Genomic DNA, 16,229 nt, shown 5'->3' on the forward strand with positions numbered 1-16,229 from the left:
AAACTACCCCGATTTCATCTTGCGTCTACATGCGGAGTCTCATATTTCGGACTGAATCGAGAAACCAACCCGGCGGTCCTCGTGCTATTCGATTTCAGCTTGTCGTCATACCCGTCACGACTTCTCGAGGTACTCGATCCGGTCGGAGTCCAGGGCAGCGGTCACCATGGAAGCGAGGGCGGGATGACCCTCGAGCGACGGATCGGAGTCGACGATTCCCTGAGCGAACTCCCTGGCGGACTCGAGGATGTCCCCGTGGGCCATGAGGGAAAGCAGTCGCAGATTCGAGGTTGTGCCCGACTGCGCCGCACCGAGGATGTCGCCTTCACGTCTGGTCGCGAGGTCGAGTTGAGCCAGTTCGAACCCGTCGTTGGTCGCTGCCACCGCCGAGAGCCGCTCGTACGCCGGTCCCCCGGGATTGCTTCCGGTGACGAGGATGCACAGTCCCTGATGTTTGCCTCGACCGACTCGTCCGCGCAGCTGATGGAGCTGACTGACGCCGAACCGCTCGGCGTCGACGATCACCATCACCGTCGCGTTCGGAACGTCGACACCGACTTCGACAACGGTCGTACAGACAAGGACGTCGATGTCACCGACGTTGAACGCGCTCATCACGACGTCTTTTTCGTCGGAAGGCAGTCGACCGTGCAGTAACCCCACTCGCAGGTCGGCCAGCGGGCCGCTCGACAGCTCCTCGAAGACGTCGACCGCCGACTTGGTCTCCGGCTGCTTCTCCTCGGTGAACTGGTCCTCACCGGCACCCTGCTCGCCGTCGCCGATCCGCGAGCACACGACATACGCCTGACGACCGTCCGCGACGTCCTCACGGATTCGTTCCCATGCCCGATCCACCCACTGCGGCTTCTGCTTCGCGGGCACGACACTGCTCTTGATCGGGGTTCGCCCACGCGGAAGCTCTCGCAGGGTCGATACCTCGAGGTCGCCGAGCACCGTCATGGCGATGGTTCGCGGAATCGGCGTTGCCGTCATCACCAGCAGATGCGGACTCAGTCCTTCGCGGGCACGTGATCGCAATTGATCACGTTGCTCGACGCCGAAGCGGTGCTGCTCGTCGACCACAACCATGCCGAGGTTGAAGAACTCCACGTTGTCCTGAATGAGTGCATGGGTACCGATGACGATCCCGGCGTCGCCGGTCACGGCTTCGAGCAGCGCTGCGCGCTTCGCAGCCACAGGCAGCGAGCCGGTCAAAAGGGCGATCCGGGTGGAATGTTCGGCCGAACCGAGCTCACCGCCTGCGGCCAGCGGGCCCATCATCTTGCGCAGTGATCGCGCGTGCTGGTTTGCCAGGACCTCGGTGGGTGCGAGCAACGCACACTGATACCCCGCATCGACGACCTGCAGCATCGCGCGCAGAGCCACGATCGTCTTGCCTGACCCGACCTCGCCTTGGAGAAGCCGGCTCATCGGGTGTGGGCGGGCGAGGTCGCCGGAGATCTCCTCGGCGACTGCTTGCTGTCCCTCCGTCAGAGTGAACGGGAGCATCTCCTCGAACTGATCCGCGATCCCGCCGGCAACCGGAGCGCAGGCCGGAGCCACACGCTCGGAGTTGTCGTGACGACGCATCGCGAGGACCAACTGCAGAGACAGCGCCTCGTCGAAACGCAGACGATCCTGTGCTCGTTCGATGTCTTCCTTGGTATCCGGGAGGTGAACGGTACGCAGCGCCTCGTCCAAACCGATGAATCCGTGTTCCGCTCTGGTCTCGTCAGGTAACGGCTCCTCGATCGGATCGAGTTGGTCGAGTACTTGCCGCACGCACCGCATGATGGTCCAACTCTCGACCTCGCGGGTCGCCGGATACAGCGGGATCAATGCGCGGTCGAAGACGGACAGATCGAGTTCGGCGCCGGGATCCTGATTTGCGCGAGCCAGGCCCGCAAGGTCACCGGCTCCCTTGATAGACGCCAAGGGAACCACCGAATCCTCCTCGCCGACACGAGGTTCCGGCAGGATCAGGTAACTCGGATGAGTGAGAGACCACTTGCCGCGGAAGTACTTCACCGTCCCGGAGAACATCGCCCGCACGCCGGGCTTGATGACGTGCCGCACCTTCTGCGGGTTGAAGAACGTGACGTCGACGGTCTGCGAATCAGTGGCCAGCGATACTCGCAACATCTGCCCCGGACGGTTCTTCATCTTCACGACGGCCGCCGACGCCACCCGCGCGATGATGGTGATGTGCTCACCCTCGGGCGGCTCCTTCTCGGCAAGTTCCTTGCCTGCCGACGCGTACCGATGTGGGTAGTGACGCAGCAGGTCCTCGACCGTCCGGATCTCGAATGCCTCGTCGAGCGCGTCCGCGGTCTTCTTTCCCAGCAGCCGATCGAGCGGGTCGGCGAGCGTCGCCATCAGTTCCTCCAGCACAGTGTCGCGGTAAGCACATGTGTTCGTATATCAGTAGTCACCGACAGACCCAGTTCGATCACTCCACACCCAACTGGAACAGGTCACCCGGCTGATCACCCTGATAGACGAGCACGTCGACGCCCGGGTGATGCGCGATCACGTGTGCCTCGAGTTGCCCGGCCAGGTCGTCCGGCGCGTCCGCACCCATGAGTAGGGTCACGAGTTCGCCACCGGATCCGAGCGCAAGGTCGACCAGTCGCGCACTCGACTCCGCGACGTCGGGTCCGATGAGCACCACCTCGTGCCCCATGAGACCGATCGCGTCACCCGGGTCACAGGTCCCGACGTACGTCAGCGAGCGTTCGACGGCAATGCGCAGCGATCCCCACCGAGTCGCAGCTGCGGCCTCGGACATCGTGAAGCCGTCGTCGGCGACGTTGCGCTGAGCGTCGTGAACGGCGAGGGCCGCCAGGCCCTGGACCATCGACGATGTCGACAGCAGCAGAACCTGGTGAAGCGGATCGCGGGCAGCGGCACTGACCGCGACCAGTTCCTGAGCGGTCAAAGCTCCGTTCGGAAGCACCAGAACTTCGCTTCGCTCCATCTGACGGATGCGGCCGAGCAGTTGCGCGCGTGTCACCGGCGCGTCGTCGCACCGAAGAACCGTCGCGCCCTCACTCTCGAACAACGCCGCCGCACTGTCACCGGCGACGACAGCCAGTACGCCGCGCGCGCCGGCGCCGGGGAATCGCCTCTCCGCTCGTGCCACCAGCTGGTCTCGTTCGTCGACGAGAAAACTGCTGATGCGAATGCCGTGGACCTTCCCGGCCTCGAGACCTGCCTCGACGGCAGCGCCGGCATCGCAGCAATGCACGTGCACCGACCAGCCACCGAAGCCGTCGCTGACGATGACCGTCGAATCCCCGAGGACGGACAGCCGCGTGCGCAGCGCCGTCATGCGATCGTCGTCCGAGTCGTCGACGAGGTACATGACCTCGAAATCCTGTTCCGAGTGATCACCACATTCGATCGGGCTCTTGTGAGCCCAATCGTGATCGAAAGCGCTGACGTCGACAACTGCGCTCGACTTCGGGTCCGGCGTCCCCAGATCCTCGCGAACCTGCGCTTTCCCGGTCACCACCTCGACAAATGCGTCGAGAATCAGAACGAGTCCGAATCCCCCGGCATCGACCACTCCGGCGGAGGCCAGAACGTCCAGTTGCTCCGGGGTCTTGTTCAACGCGACCGCAGCCGCATCGGCAGCGGCGGCAACCACGGAAGCAAGGTCCTCGCCACTCGGCGTCCTGGTGTCGACGCACTCCTGCGCCGCCTCCCCCGACGCGCGCAAAACCGTGACGATGGTGCCTTCCACCAGATCGGAGACAGCCCGAGAGGCCAGCGCCGTCGCCGTTGTCAGCGAGTTCGCAAAGCTGCGGCCGTCGATGTGCTCGCCGTGGACGCTCTCGGCAATGCCCCGGATCACCTGGGACAAGATCACTCCGGAATTGCCCCTGGCACCCGATACCGCGCCCCGAGCCAGAGCGTTGGCGACGCGACCGGCACTGCGGACGTCGTCCTCGATCGTCTCGGCGGAATCGAGGGCAGCTCGCATCGTGAACAACAGGTTGGTGCCGGTATCCGAATCAGGGATGGGAAAGACGTTGAGGCTGTTGATCTCTCCACGACGTTTCTGGAGGCTGTCGACCGCCCGACGGGCCCAGCGCCGCAGCAGATGGCCGTCCGCGACGGATTCCACTTCATCGGCGACGCGTTGCACTTCCCCCACTGACGGTTCCCTTCCACGACGGAAAGACTGACGACTGACTGACCGCGACGAAAACGAGATCGGCGATCGGTGCAGTCGAGGGTAGTCCGACGCTTCGGCGCAACCGTGACTACCGGGCGGTTTGGCCATTCGGGCCGGAAGCGGTTACTCTTACACGGTTGCCTCGAACGGGCTACACGAAATAATGCTGCACATTGTTTGTTGCTGATTGACTGTTTTCACGTTCGACTGCACAGTGAGCGGTCAAGGATCGGTTCGAAGTCGAGTATATTCGGATTGTAATTCTGGCTGCCCTACCGTGTAGGGTAACCACTTCAATATTCATTTCTAACAAGGAGTTCGCGACTATGGCTGCCGTCTGCGACGTATGCGCCAAGGGGCCCGGCTTCGGTAAGTCGGTCTCGCACTCGCACCGGCGTACCAATCGTCGCTGGAACCCGAACATTCAGTCTGTTCGTACCGAGGTTGCCCCGGGTAACACCCGTAAGGTCAACGTGTGCACCTCCTGCCTGAAGGCAGGCAAGGTCGCTCGGGGCTGATTGCCCGAGCACAAACTATTGCAGGCTCTGCCCCCGTCACTTCGGTGACGGGGGCAGAGCTGTATCTATGTGTCCCCGTGTTTCGTTTGGCTGTCAGGCACCCGTAATGTGCGTTGAGTGACTTCTATCGATGACCTGAGCAAAGTGACCCTCGACGAGGGCGTACTCCGCATCACCATTTCCACCGCCGCCAACGGCACCTCACTCGACGACGAAGGACTGGTTCAGGGCGCGCAGGCGCTCGAGACAGTCGGAAACGACATCGGGAGCATCCTTCTGGTCGGCGAGGGCGCAAACTTCTGTGCCGGCGGCAACGTCCGTGCCTTCGCAGCAGCCCCCGACCGCGGCGAGTACGTGGCCGAAGTTGCCCGCGTCTTCCACGTGTTCGTACGCGCGCTCGACGCCGCGACCGCTCCGGTGGTCGCCGGAGTCCACGGATGGGCAGCCGGCGCCGGAATGAGCCTGGTCTGCCTCGCCGACGTCGCGATCGGCGGAACCGGCACCAAGCTTCGCCCTGCCTACCCCTCCATCGGTTTCACCCCGGACGGCGGGATGTCATGGACACTCCCCCGCATCGTCGGTGCGGCACGCGCTCGCGAGATTCTTCTCAACGATTCGGTGATCGGTGGCGACGAAGCCGTCCGCCTGGGGATTCTCACGCGACTCGTCGGCGACGACGAGGTTCAGGAAGAAGCAGCTCGCCTCGCCCGCGCCTTGGCCAACGGGCCGAGCACGTCGTACTCGGGAATCAAAGCGCTGCTGCGTTCGTCACGGACGAACTCGCTTGCCGAGCAACTCGACGCCGAAGCTGCGTCCATCGCCCTCGCGGCGAACAGCCCGATCGGCCGCGAAGGTGTCGACGCATTCGTCGAAAAGCGTCGCCCCGATTTCACTTCCGCAAAGCAGGCGTAAGTCAGCGGCATGCCGAACGTCGCGCCACGACGTTCGGCATGCCAGGTGAGTGCAGACGCAGTTCGATCAGCCCAGATTCCAGTCGACCGGATCGGCTCCCAGTCCGGTCAAGAGTTCGTTCGCACGACTGAACGGGCGCGAACCGAAGAAACCGCGCGAGGCCGAAAGCGGTGACGGGTGCGCGGATTCGATGATCGGTGTGTCGCCGAGCATCGGCGCGAGGGTGGCCGCGTCCCGACCCCACAAGATCGCCACCATCGGCGACGACCGCGCGACCAGAGCGCGGATAGCCTGCTCGGTGACCGGTTCCCAGCCCTTCTTGCGATGAGAAGCGGCTTGCCCAGGCTGCACGGTGAGAACGCGATTGAGAAGCAGCACACCTTGTTTCGACCACGGCGTCAGATCGCCGTTCGGCGGTATCGGCAACCCGAGATCCTGGTGATACTCCTTGTAGATGTTGCCGAGGCTTCGCGGAACCGGCCGCACGTCCGGGGCAACCGAAAAGCTCAACCCGACAGCATGACCGGGCGTCGGATAGGGGTCTTGACCGACGATCAGCACCCGAACGTCGTCGAACGGGTTCGTGAATGCACGCAAGACGTTCTCTCCCGCAGGCAGATACTCCCGTCCCGCAGCGATCTCGTCGCGCAAGAACTTACCCATCGCGGAGATCTGCTCCGAGACCGGTTCGAGTGCCCGCGCCCACCCTGGATCGACGATCTCTGCAAGCGGCGCCATCAGTCGAGCCTGCGCAACGCATCGCGGTAGTACGCCGCATTGGCTGCGTACATCTTGACGTTCCCGTCGAGGTGACCGAGCGGAACCTCGTATCCCGCACGGACCTTGGCCGGCACACCGAGTGCCATGCTGCGCGGCGGAACCTGCATCTTGTTGGCCACCACCGCACCAGCGGCGACGATCGACCCCGTCCCGATCACCGTACCGTTGAGAACAACTGACCCCGATGCGATCAGGCAGTGGTCCTCGATGGTCGACCCCTCGATGTGCGCGTTGTGGCCAACGACGCAACCAGCGCCGATGACGGTTGCATCGATGGCGGTGCAGTGGATGACAGTTCCGTCCTGGATGTTGGATCCGATTCCCACCGAAATGGTTCCGTAGTCACCACGCAATACCGCTTGCGGCCAGATAGAGGTTCCCGCCGCGAGAGTCACGGCGCCGATCACCACCGCGTCCGGGTGGACGTACGCGTCCGGATGGATGTCCGGAACTCTGTCTCCAAGTGCATATACAGCCATGAAAGCAACCTATACCGCGGTGGTGCCGGTGGTCGAAAAGCTGTGCCAACCTCCGCCGCTCTCGCGGAGGGAACCGTCGACCGTCACACCGGACCCGCCGACGACCTCACCGATCACAGTCCACCCCGAAGGAATCTCGACTTCCGGCCCGAAAGTTGCTGCAAATCCGTGATCTTCACCACCGGAGAGGATCCAGTCCAGCGGATCGACGTCGAGGACCTCGGACGCCGACGCGACGTCGGGTGAGGTCGGAACCGTCGCCGAGAAGATGTCGAACCGCACGTCCGATGCCTCTGCAAGATGTCGAAGATCCGCGATCAATCCGTCGGATACGTCGGTCATCGAATGTGCTGATCCTGCCGCCGCCCAAGCCGATTCATAGGGCGGATTCGGAACCCGATGAGAAGCAAGCAAATCCGGAAAATCTTCCGCTTCGTCGAGAAGTAGGGCCAAACCCGCTGCCGAGCAACCGAACAACCCGGCGACCGCGATCCTGTCACCGACCTTCGCTCCCGACCGCAGCACTGCCGGACGGCCGCCGAGATCGCCGAGGACGGTCACCGACACGACGATCACCGGTGATTGGACGAGGTCTCCGCCGACTACACCGGCTCCCAGATCGGTTGCCGCGTCCCAGATCCCGGCCGAGATCCCGTCGACCACGTCGACGGGAGTCGACGGTGGGCACCCCAGAGACACGGTGAATGCCGTCGGCCTCGCTCCCATCGACACCACGTCGGCAGCGTTCTGGGCCACCGCCTTGCGGCCGATGTCCCGCGGCGAAGACCAGTCCATTCGGAAATGCCGACCTTCGACCAGCATGTCGGACGAGACGACGACGCGACCGTCACCGGAGGTCACGATCGCGGCATCGTCACCCGGCCCCAATTCAGTGGTGACCGGTTGGATTCGGCCGACGAGAGAGCGCGCGATCACGTCGAACTCCCCCACCTGTTCGACGGTGTGCTCTGACCCGAACTCCGATGATGCAGCGAGCCCCGATGATGCAGCGAACTCCGATGATGCGATGAGTGTCTCCAATGCCGACGCAATTCGCTCGTAAGCGGCCTGCGGTACCTTCTAGCTGTGGTCGTGAATGCTTCTGCAAGCTCACGCGTGTGTCGGCAATCCTACCGATTCACCGCCGTGTCCTCAGAAGTGACAAGACCGCCGATCGACTGGACCAGGACCCGAGCGAAGAACTGAGCATGGCAGAAAACACTTCCACCGCAGACAACACCGACATCGACCCCGACGGCGACGACGATCCGTCCGAGCGCCGCAGTCCGGCACTGATCGCGACCGCCATCGCGCTCCCGGTGGCCCTGATCGTCGGAGTGGTGATCGCAGCCGTCGTCGCGGGAAACAACCCCGAACTCTCGCCCGTGGCGCTCGGTCCCGTGCCGGCACCGGCTGCAGAGTCGGAGGCCTGCGTTTCCCTTCTCGATGCGCTTCCCGACAAGATCGACGACTTCACGAAAGCGGAGTTGGTGGAACCTGCTCCGGTCGGAGCCGCCGCTTGGCAGCGCAGCGAAGGTGAGCCGATCGTGCTGCGCTGCGGGCTCGACCGTCCGTCCGAGTTCGATCAGGCGGCAGCGCTACAGGTCGTCAACGGCGTGCAGTGGTTCCAGGTCTCGGGAACCGACATCGGTCTGGCGGCGAGCACGTGGTTTGCCGTAGACCGCGGCGAGTACATCGGTATCACGATCCCCGACGGGACCGGCCCGACGCCGATTCAGGAGATCTCCGACACCATCACGGCGACTCTCGAACAGAAGCCTCTCGACCCGGCACCGGTCGCGGTTCCCTGATCAGCGAAGGCCGGTGCCTCGAGCGATGGCGGTGTCGACCAGTGTCGAAATCAAAGTGCGGTAATCGATTCCGGTGGCGTTCCACATCTTCGGGTACATCGAGATGGAGGTGAACCCGGGCATCGTGTTGATCTCGTTGATCACCGGGCCGTCGGCCGTGACGAAGAAGTCGACTCGCGAGAGTCCTTGGCAATCGAGGGCCTTGAACGCGCGGACTGCAAGCTCCCTGATCTGGTCGCTCACCGACTCGTCGAGTTTCGCAGGGATGTCGAATTCACAGACGTCGTCGAGGTACTTGGTGTCGAAGTCGTAGAACGCGTCCGAATCGGCGTCGGAATCCGGCATCCGGATCTCGGCGACCACACTCGCCTTGACGTCGCCGTTCGGGAATTCGAGGACGCCGCATTCCACCTCGCGGCCGATAATCGCGCCTTCGACGATCACCTTGGGATCGTGCAGGCGTGCATGAGCAATCGCCCCGTCCAGACCGTCCCAATTGCTCACCCGAGTGATGCCGATGGACGAGCCTCCACGAGCGGGCTTCACGAAAACCGGAAGGCCCAACTCCGCCTTCTGCTCTTCGGTCAGCGTTGCGGTTCCCGGTCGAAGCACGACCTGCACTCCGACGGGAAGTCCTTCAGCAGCAAGAAGCTTCTTCGTGAATTCTTTGTCCATGCCGGCGGCGCTGGCCAGGACTCCGGGCCCGACGTACGGAACCCCGGCAAGTTCGAGCAGACCCTGAATGGTGCCGTCTTCGCCGTAAGCCCCATGCAGAACGGGGAACACGACGTCGACCGACGCGAGCACAGCACCGGCGTCCGACCCGTCGAAGGAGATGACTTCGCCCTCGCGGGTGGGGTCCGCGCTGAGGACCACCGACGTTCCGTCCTTGTCGACCGACGGCAGTGCGCGCCCGCTGATCGCGAGGGAGCTGGGGTCGCTCGAACCGAGCACCCAGGAACCGTCGACGGTGATGCCGATCGGTACGACGTCGTACCGATCGGGGTCGAGGTTGCTCAGGACGCTTCCGGCGGAAACACAGGACACTGAATGCTCATTGCTCCGGCCACCGAAGATCACGGCCACGCGGGTACGGCTGCTGTTCACGCGTCAAACCGTACCGCCGAATCGACTTCGGCACGCGATCGGGCCGGACCCGAAATCATCGACGTGGTCCGCTCACGCGTCGAGCGCACGCTCGATGTCGGCCAGAAGATCGGCGGTGTCCTCGATGCCACAAGCGATTCGGACAAAACCCGCACTGACCGGATCGCCCCAGCGCGCACGGCGATCCGCCGTCGTGTGGATCCCGCCGAAGCTGGTGGCGGCCGTGACGAGCGCGCTCGCTTCGACGAACGAGTGGAATGCCTGAGCCGAATCCAGTTCGACGCTCACCAGTCCGCCGAATCGATTCATCTGACCGGATGCCGTTGCGAAGGACGGGTCACCGCGAAGGCCCGGGTAACGAACGGACCGGACCGCTTTGTGTCCCGCCAACATCTCGGCCAGGGCCAGCGCGTTGTCGCACTGACGTCCGAATCGCAGGCCTGCCGTGCCGAGACTGCGGTGCGCAAGCCACGTCTCGAAGGGGCCGAGCACTGTTCCCGAAAGTAGTCGCTCACGCTCGATTCGCTGACTCACAGCCGCATCGGAGGTGGCGACGTAACCCATCAGGAGGTCACTGTGCCCGCTGAGGGCCTTGGTACCGCTGGCCACGACGATGTCGGCACCCAATTCGAGCGGGCGCTGCCCCAGAGGTGTCGCAGTCGTGTTGTCGACGATCAGCAGCGCGCCCGATCGGTGGCACACGTCGGCGAGCACGCGAAGGTCGACCACGTCCAGCACCGGGTTGGAGGGCGTCTCGGCGACGACGACCACGCGGCCCGGCGACGCGGCGAGCAGATCCGCGAAGCTCGCGTCGCCCATCCGCAGAGTCGAAACTTCGCGAACCGTGATCCCCAACGGCGCGAGGCGCTCGTTCGCGTACAACCGCACCTGGTAGTACCCGTCCGAGGGCACGACGACGGTATCTCCGGTGACGAGCACGCTGCGCAAGGTCGCGGTGATCGCGGACATTCCCGATCCCATGACGAGGGCGTAGTCCGCTCCTTCGAGCGCCGCGAGCGCTGATTCGAGTCCGCGCCAACCCGGGTTCGATGCACGAGCGTAGGTATCGGACTCGGAGCCTTCCTCGGGCGAAAGTTGGTACGGCGCAGCGAATATCGGCCCAAGCTGCATGGGCTGACCCGCGGCGTGTTCGCGCGCGACGGCGCTCACGCTGCGCGTCGAATCCCCGTAGTCCCCGCGATGACTCATACCGATTTCACTCATTCCGGCTTCGTCCGGCGTCCGAGCAACTGACCGATCGCATCGCTGACGGCCATGCCTTCGTGGCACACCCGATGGACCGCGTCGGTCAACGGCATCTCCACGTCGTATCCGGCAGCGAGTGCGCGTACCGACGTGCACGACTTCACGCCCTCGGCGACCTGACCGTTGGTTGCCTTCTGCGCCGACTCCATCGACCCGCCCCGTCCGAGCCGCTCTCCGAACGTCCGGTTTCGCGACAACTCGGACGTGCAGGTCGCTACCAGATCACCGACACCCGCCAAGCCTGCGAGAGTCGACGCCTTGGCTCCGAGCGCAACACCGAGCCGGATTGTTTCGGCGAGCCCGCGGGTGATGATGCTGGCAACCGTGTTGTCGCCGAACCCACTACCGGCGGCCATGCCACAGGCCAGTGCGATCACGTTCTTGCACGCACCGCCGATCTCACAACCGATGACGTCGGAATTGGTGTACGGCCTGAAATAGCCGGTAGCGCAAGCATCCTGGAGAGCGAGGGCACGCGAGGAATCCGAGCAGGCGATCACCGTCGCCGCGGGCTGCCCGCTGGCGATCTCGTGTGCAAGATTCGGGCCCGAGAGCACCGCGACGCGCCCCGGTTCCACACCGGTCACCGACACGATGACCTGGCTCATGCGCATGAGCGTCCCGGTCTCGATTCCCTTGGCCAGACTCAGCAGAGTCGCATCGGGTCCGATCGAGCCCTTCCACTGCTCCAGGTTTCCCCGTAGCGACTGCGAGGGAACCGCCAGCACGATGAAGTCAGCGCCTGCCATCGCCTCCTCGTGGTGGTGGGTCGCGCGAATCGACGAAGGCAAAGCAATGCCTGGCAGATAGTCGCTGTTCTCGTGCGTGGTGTCGATGCGCTTCGCGACCTCTTCACGCCTGGCCCACATCGTCACGTCGGTTCCGGCCTCGGCCATCACCTTCGCCAACGCCGTTCCCCACGAACCTGCGCCCAATACAGCTGCCTTACTCACACGCTCACCCCGTCTACCCGGCGAAGCGGGTCGCCGCCAGAAAAATCGTCTGCACAGAGTATCGCCTGTGGTGCACTGCGGTGGGCAGCCGCGGACACCGAGCGTGATGACTGGCAAGATCGAGGGATGGACAGCGCGGAACCCCCGTACCCACACGTCGTGGAGACACCGCATGCGCGCACGGAGATCGAACGCCCCATGCATGCGATAGTGGCCGTCAAGTCCTTGAGATCGGCCAAGTCCCGCCTCGCGGGCGAACTCGACTCGGACGCGCGTGCAGACCTGGTGTTGGCCATGCTTCACGACACCCTCGCCACCGTCGCAGCCGTCTCGGCCATCGACAGCGTCACAGTGGTCACCCCAGACCCCACCGTTGCCGCCCTTGCATATTCCGTCGGCGTGACTGTCTACGCCGATCCAGCTCCCGACGGCGACCGAACCAACGGCACAACACCGCGCACGGAGGAAACCCTCAATGCGGCGCTGAGTGCAGCGGCCGCCGATATCCGAGCCAAGCGCGGAGTGGTCGACCTCGTTGTGCTGCAAGCCGACTTGCCCGCCATGCAACCAAGCGAACTGACGGAGGCCGTGGCCGACGCCCGAAGCGGCGGACGTTCCGTCGTCGTCGATCATCACGGCACCGGCACCTCCGCATTGTTTGCGTGTGGAGAGAGTGCGCTCGACCCTCGATTCGGACCGGAATCTGCACTTGGACATACTAATTCAGGTGCTCGTCCACTCAACGGCCAATGGCCGGGACTGCGCACCGACGTCGACACCCATGCCGATCTCAGCACTGTGCGAGCACTGGGAGTAGGCCCCGCCACATCGGCTTCGTTGACCAGACTCAAGGCCACGCCGTCGAACAGCCGATGAATTTTCTTTCATCGATTGTCGGACCGCGCGATTGTGGGGGATGATCGACGAGTGAGCAATGGCGAAGCACTCGAAAACCGTATTTCCGAAGACCAGTCGGACGGAGACCACAGCTCCGGCCGGCACGAGAACGGCGCGGCCACCTCGCCGCGATCTCAGGCCGTCGCGGTCGCCACCAACATCCCGGGCGCGCCCCCTGCAGCTACCAAGGCAGAGCTACCCGAATTGCTCGTCGGGCTCCCCGAGGATCGTTACCTCAACCGCGAACTCAGCTGGCTCGATTTCAATGCCCGTGTTCTCGCATTGGCCGCCGACGAGTCACTGCCGTTGCTCGAACGCGCAAAGTTCCTCGCCATCTTCGCTTCCAATCTCGACGAGTTTTTCATGGTCCGGGTCGCCGGACTCAAGCGCCGCGACGAGACCGGACTGTCGGTCAGGTCCGCCGACGGCCTCTCCCCACGCGAACAATTGGCGCTCATCGCGCGTCGCACCCAGGAACTCGCCGACAAGCACGCGCACGTGTTTCTCGACTCGGTCCGCCCTGCCCTGGCGGCAGAGGGCATTTCGATCGTTCGGTGGGCCGATCTCAGCGCCGATGACCACGGCCGACTCTCGGCACATTTCCACGAGCAGGTCTTCCCGGTACTGACGCCGTTGGCAGTCGATCACGCTCACCCGTTCCCCTACATCAGCGGACTGAGCCTCAACCTCGCCGTGACGGTGAAGGACTCCGTCACCCGCGGCGAACACTTCGCTCGCGTCAAGGTTCCCGACAACGTCGGCCGGTTCGTCCGAGTCAAGAGCACGACGTCTTCGTCCACCATCGATTCGTTCCTCCCGATGGAAGAACTGATTTCGGCTCATCTGGACGTGCTGTTCCCCGGAATGGAAATCGTCGAACATCACGCTTTCCGAATCACACGTAACGCCGATTTCGAGGTCGAAGAGGATCGGGACGAGGATCTGCTGCAGGCACTCGAACGTGAATTGGCGCGTCGCCGTTTCGGTTCACCCGTTCGACTCGAAGTTGCCGACGACATGACCGAGCACATGCTCGAACTGCTTCTGCGTGAACTCGACGTCGATCCGGCCGACGTGATCGAGGTTTCCGGTCTGCTCGACTTGTCCTGCCTCTGGCAGGTTTACGCCGTCGACCGCCCGGCTCTCAAGGACGCGCCGTTCGTCCCGGCGACGCATCCGGCGTTCGGTGAACGCGAGACTCCGAAGAGCGTCTTCTCGACCCTGCGCGAAGGCGACGTGCTCGTCCACCACCCTTACGACTCGTTTTCCACAAGCGTTCAACGCTTCATCGAACAGGCCGCCGCCGACCCGCAGGTACTCGCGATCAAGCAGACCCTGTACCGCACTTCCGGCGACTCCCCCATCGTCAACGCACTGATCGACGCCGCCGAAGCCGGCAAGCAGGTTGTGGCGCTGGTGGAGATCAAGGCGCGCTTCGACGAGCAGGCCAACATCAAGTGGGCACGCAAACTCGAGCAGGCCGGCGTTCACGTCGTCTACGGTTTGGTCGGTCTCAAGACTCACTGCAAGACTTGCCTCGTCGTCAGGCGAGAGGGCTCGACCATTCGTCGTTACTGCCACATCGGCACCGGCAACTACAACCCGAAGACCGCGCGCATGTACGAGGACGTCGGATTGCTCACCGCAGCACCGGAGATCGGTGCGGACCTCACCGACCTCTTCAACTCGCTGACCGGATACTCCCGAAAGACGAGTTACCGCAACCTTCTCGTTGCGCCGTACGGGGTTCGACGCGGGATCATCGAGCGGATCGACAACGAGATCGCGCACAAGCTCGCAGGCCGCGAGGCCGGTATCCGCTTGAAAGCCAACGCATTGGTCGACGAGCAGGTCATCGACGCGTTGTACCGCGCGTCCAAGGCCGGTATCCCCGTCGAGATCGTGGTCCGCGGAATCTGCGCGCTCAAGCCGGGTGTTCCCGGCCTCAGCGAAAACATCGAAGTACGTTCCATTCTCGGACGCTTCCTGGAACACTCGCGAATGTTCCATTTCCGCTCGGCCGACGAGTTCTGGATCGGCAGCGCAGACATGATGCACCGCAACCTCGATCGCCGCGTCGAGGTCATGGTGCAGGTCAAGGACCCGAAACTGTCGAAGCAGCTCGGTGACATCTTCGACTCCGCGCTCGACCCCCGAACTCGCTGCTGGGTACTGCATCCGGACGGGAGTTGGGTCGCTGCTCCCGAACGCGGTGAGGACGTACGTGAGCATCAACAGTCGTTGATGCGCAGCCGCACCGCCAGCGGGTCTTGACGGGCTCGGATCACACAATGAGCGACAAGCCGGTCAAAGCCAACATCTTTGCCGCAGGCGCGGTTCTGTGGCGGAAGGCTCCCCAGGATCCTTCCGCCATCGAGATCGCCGTCGTACATCGACCGAAGTACGACGACTGGTCATTCCCCAAAGGAAAGCTCGATCCCGGCGAGACCTTCTTGACCGCGGCAGTTCGCGAGGTCCGCGAAGAGACCTCGATCACCGGACGTTTCGGAAGGCACCTCGGTGGCGTGACGTACCCGATCCCGGGACATCGCAAACTCAAACGGGTCGAATACTGGTCGGCCGAAGCAGTAGACGGAGATTTCGGGCCGAACAACGAAGTAGATGTTCTCTATTGGCTTCCGGTCGCCGAGGTCGCCGATCATCTTTCCTACCCGATGGATCGGATGATTCTTCGCCGCTTCGTTTCCATTCGGCCGGACACGAAAACGGTATTGCTCGTCCGCCACGCAAAAGCTGGAAGCCGTAAGCGGTACAAGGGCGACGACAATGTGCGTCCACTCGACGCCAAGGGCAAAGAGCAATCCGCCGCCTTGGTCGAACAGCTGAAAATCTTCGGAGCCGATTCGGTTTTCGCGGCTGACCGTACGCGCTGCGTCGACACCGTAATGCCATTGGCGGAGGCATTGGGTGTCGAAGTTTCGACGGAACCTCTTCTGACCGAAGAAGGTTACGAGGCCGATCCCGAGGCCGCCAGGGCACGTGCGCTGCAGATCGCCGCGTTGGAGGGCACTCCCGTGATCTGCAGCCAAGGAGGCGTCATCCCCGATTTGATGCGCTGGTGGGCTGATACGGCCGGTGTAACACTGCCCTCCGCACGCAACCGTAAGGCGAGCACTTGGGTGCTCTCGTTCCTCGACGGCCGTCTGGTTGCCGCCGATCACCTCGACAGCCCGCTCCCCAAAGTCGCCAACTCCTGAGGGATTTGGACCAACCGACACCCAGCTCGAGTCGGTAGTTTTGCAAAGCACTGAAACACAGGAGAATTCACACTTCTCCCAGGCGGCAAAAAGAGGTGCAGCCGCGGA

14 protein-coding genes are annotated in these 16,229 nt (G+C 63.6%); 6 read left to right on the forward strand and 8 right to left on the reverse strand.

Features of this window, described 5'->3' with window-relative positions; translation table 11 throughout:
- Nucleotides 1-114: 114 nt before the first annotated feature.
- Both recG and DBV08_RS01435 read right to left on the reverse strand, forming a co-directional pair.
- On the reverse strand, nucleotides 115-2,376 hold the full coding sequence (gene recG / locus DBV08_RS01430; RefSeq protein ID WP_095969302.1) for an ATP-dependent DNA helicase RecG: 2,262 nt from the start codon (nucleotides 2,374-2,376) through the stop codon (nucleotides 115-117).
- A 73-nt stretch (nucleotides 2,377-2,449) separates the two neighbouring features.
- Complete coding sequence (locus DBV08_RS01435) at nucleotides 2,450-4,159, reverse strand: DAK2 domain-containing protein (protein ID WP_124566321.1); 1,710 nt, start codon at nucleotides 4,157-4,159, stop codon at nucleotides 2,450-2,452.
- Between the two features lie 347 nt (nucleotides 4,160-4,506).
- Here DBV08_RS01435 and rpmB point away from each other — a divergent pair, with 347 nt between their 5' ends.
- Nucleotides 4,507-4,698, forward strand: a complete 192-nt coding sequence (gene rpmB / locus DBV08_RS01440; RefSeq protein WP_003942669.1) for a 50S ribosomal protein L28 — start codon at nucleotides 4,507-4,509, stop codon at nucleotides 4,696-4,698.
- Nucleotides 4,699-4,815: 117 nt separating this feature from the next.
- Nucleotides 4,816-5,610: an enoyl-CoA hydratase-related protein gene (locus DBV08_RS01445; protein ID WP_124566322.1), complete on the forward strand. Its 795-nt coding sequence runs from the start codon at nucleotides 4,816-4,818 to the stop codon at nucleotides 5,608-5,610.
- A gap of 66 nt (nucleotides 5,611-5,676) precedes the next feature.
- Here the strand turns inward: DBV08_RS01445 and DBV08_RS01450 are convergent, their stop codons facing one another.
- From DBV08_RS01450 to DBV08_RS01460, 3 genes are read right to left on the reverse strand one after another with little or no spacing between them, the layout of a single operon-like run.
- A complete protein-coding gene (locus tag DBV08_RS01450) occupies nucleotides 5,677-6,348 on the reverse strand; it encodes a uracil-DNA glycosylase (protein WP_095969221.1) in 672 nt (223 codons plus the stop codon).
- The gene (locus DBV08_RS01455; protein WP_124566323.1) at nucleotides 6,348-6,869 is read right to left on the reverse strand and encodes a gamma carbonic anhydrase family protein; all 522 of its coding nucleotides are present in this window, start codon (nucleotides 6,867-6,869) and stop codon (nucleotides 6,348-6,350) included. Before DBV08_RS01455 ends, DBV08_RS01450 begins: the two co-directional genes overlap by 1 nt.
- A 9-nt stretch (nucleotides 6,870-6,878) precedes the next feature.
- Nucleotides 6,879-7,910, reverse strand: coding sequence for a thiamine-phosphate kinase (locus DBV08_RS01460; RefSeq protein ID WP_172436492.1), 1,032 nt, complete (start codon nucleotides 7,908-7,910; stop codon nucleotides 6,879-6,881).
- 77 nt (nucleotides 7,911-7,987) lie between these two features.
- On the opposite strand from DBV08_RS01460, the gene DBV08_RS01465 reads away from it, so the two are divergent.
- The gene (locus tag DBV08_RS01465; protein WP_095969219.1) at nucleotides 7,988-8,680 is read left to right on the forward strand and encodes a DUF3515 domain-containing protein; all 693 of its coding nucleotides are present in this window, start codon (nucleotides 7,988-7,990) and stop codon (nucleotides 8,678-8,680) included.
- On the opposite strand, the gene DBV08_RS01470 is transcribed toward DBV08_RS01465, so the two are convergent.
- From DBV08_RS01470 to DBV08_RS01480, 3 genes are all read right to left on the reverse strand, one after another.
- Nucleotides 8,681-9,787: a D-alanine--D-alanine ligase family protein gene (locus DBV08_RS01470; protein ID WP_039973089.1), complete on the reverse strand. Its 1,107-nt coding sequence runs from the start codon at nucleotides 9,785-9,787 to the stop codon at nucleotides 8,681-8,683.
- A 72-nt stretch (nucleotides 9,788-9,859) separates the two neighbouring features.
- Nucleotides 9,860-11,011 carry a cystathionine gamma-lyase gene (locus DBV08_RS01475; RefSeq protein ID WP_124566324.1) on the reverse strand — a complete coding sequence of 384 codons (1,152 nt, stop codon included), beginning with the start codon at nucleotides 11,009-11,011 and terminating at the stop codon, nucleotides 9,860-9,862.
- Entirely contained in the window at nucleotides 11,008-12,006 is a 999-nt protein-coding gene (locus DBV08_RS01480) for an NAD(P)H-dependent glycerol-3-phosphate dehydrogenase (RefSeq protein ID WP_019747941.1), read from the reverse strand. Before DBV08_RS01480 ends, DBV08_RS01475 begins: the two co-directional genes overlap by 4 nt.
- Nucleotides 12,007-12,132: 126 nt before the next feature.
- Here DBV08_RS01480 and cofC point away from each other — a divergent pair, with 126 nt between their 5' ends.
- Genes cofC through DBV08_RS01495 form a run of 3 tightly spaced genes read left to right on the forward strand, consistent with a single transcriptional unit; the run spans nucleotide 12,133 to nucleotide 16,121 of the window.
- Nucleotides 12,133-12,882: a 2-phospho-L-lactate guanylyltransferase gene (gene cofC, locus DBV08_RS01485; protein WP_095969216.1), complete on the forward strand. Its 750-nt coding sequence runs from the start codon at nucleotides 12,133-12,135 to the stop codon at nucleotides 12,880-12,882.
- Nucleotides 12,883-12,933: 51 nt separating this feature from the next.
- Nucleotides 12,934-15,177: an RNA degradosome polyphosphate kinase gene (locus DBV08_RS01490; protein WP_095969215.1), complete on the forward strand. Its 2,244-nt coding sequence runs from the start codon at nucleotides 12,934-12,936 to the stop codon at nucleotides 15,175-15,177.
- A 17-nt stretch (nucleotides 15,178-15,194) separates the two neighbouring features.
- Nucleotides 15,195-16,121, forward strand: coding sequence for an NUDIX hydrolase (locus DBV08_RS01495; protein ID WP_095969214.1), 927 nt, complete (start codon nucleotides 15,195-15,197; stop codon nucleotides 16,119-16,121).
- Nucleotides 16,122-16,229: the final 108 nt, after the last annotated feature.

The sequence above is a fragment of the Rhodococcus sp. KBW08 genome (assembly GCF_003852455.1).
In the GTDB taxonomy this organism is placed as follows: Bacteria; Actinomycetota; Actinomycetes; order Mycobacteriales; family Mycobacteriaceae; genus Rhodococcus_F; species Rhodococcus_F baikonurensis.

Coding starts and splice junctions, on each gene's coding strand:
- rpmB (WP_003942669.1), top strand. CDS start 4,507: ATGGCTGCCGTCTGCGACGTATGCGCCAAGGGGCCCGGCTTCGGTAAG.
- DBV08_RS01495 (WP_095969214.1), top strand. CDS start 15,195: ATGAGCGACAAGCCGGTCAAAGCCAACATCTTTGCCGCAGGCGCGGTT.
- DBV08_RS01455 (WP_124566323.1), bottom strand. CDS start 6,869: ATGGCTGTATATGCACTTGGAGACAGAGTTCCGGACATCCATCCGGAC.
- DBV08_RS01450 (WP_095969221.1), bottom strand. CDS start 6,348: ATGGCGCCGCTTGCAGAGATCGTCGATCCAGGGTGGGCGCGGGCACTC.
- cofC (WP_095969216.1), top strand. CDS start 12,133: ATGGACAGCGCGGAACCCCCGTACCCACACGTCGTGGAGACACCGCAT.
- recG (WP_095969302.1), bottom strand. CDS start 2,376: ATGGCGACGCTCGCCGACCCGCTCGATCGGCTGCTGGGAAAGAAGACC.
- DBV08_RS01475 (WP_124566324.1), bottom strand. CDS start 11,011: ATGAGTGAAATCGGTATGAGTCATCGCGGGGACTACGGGGATTCGACG.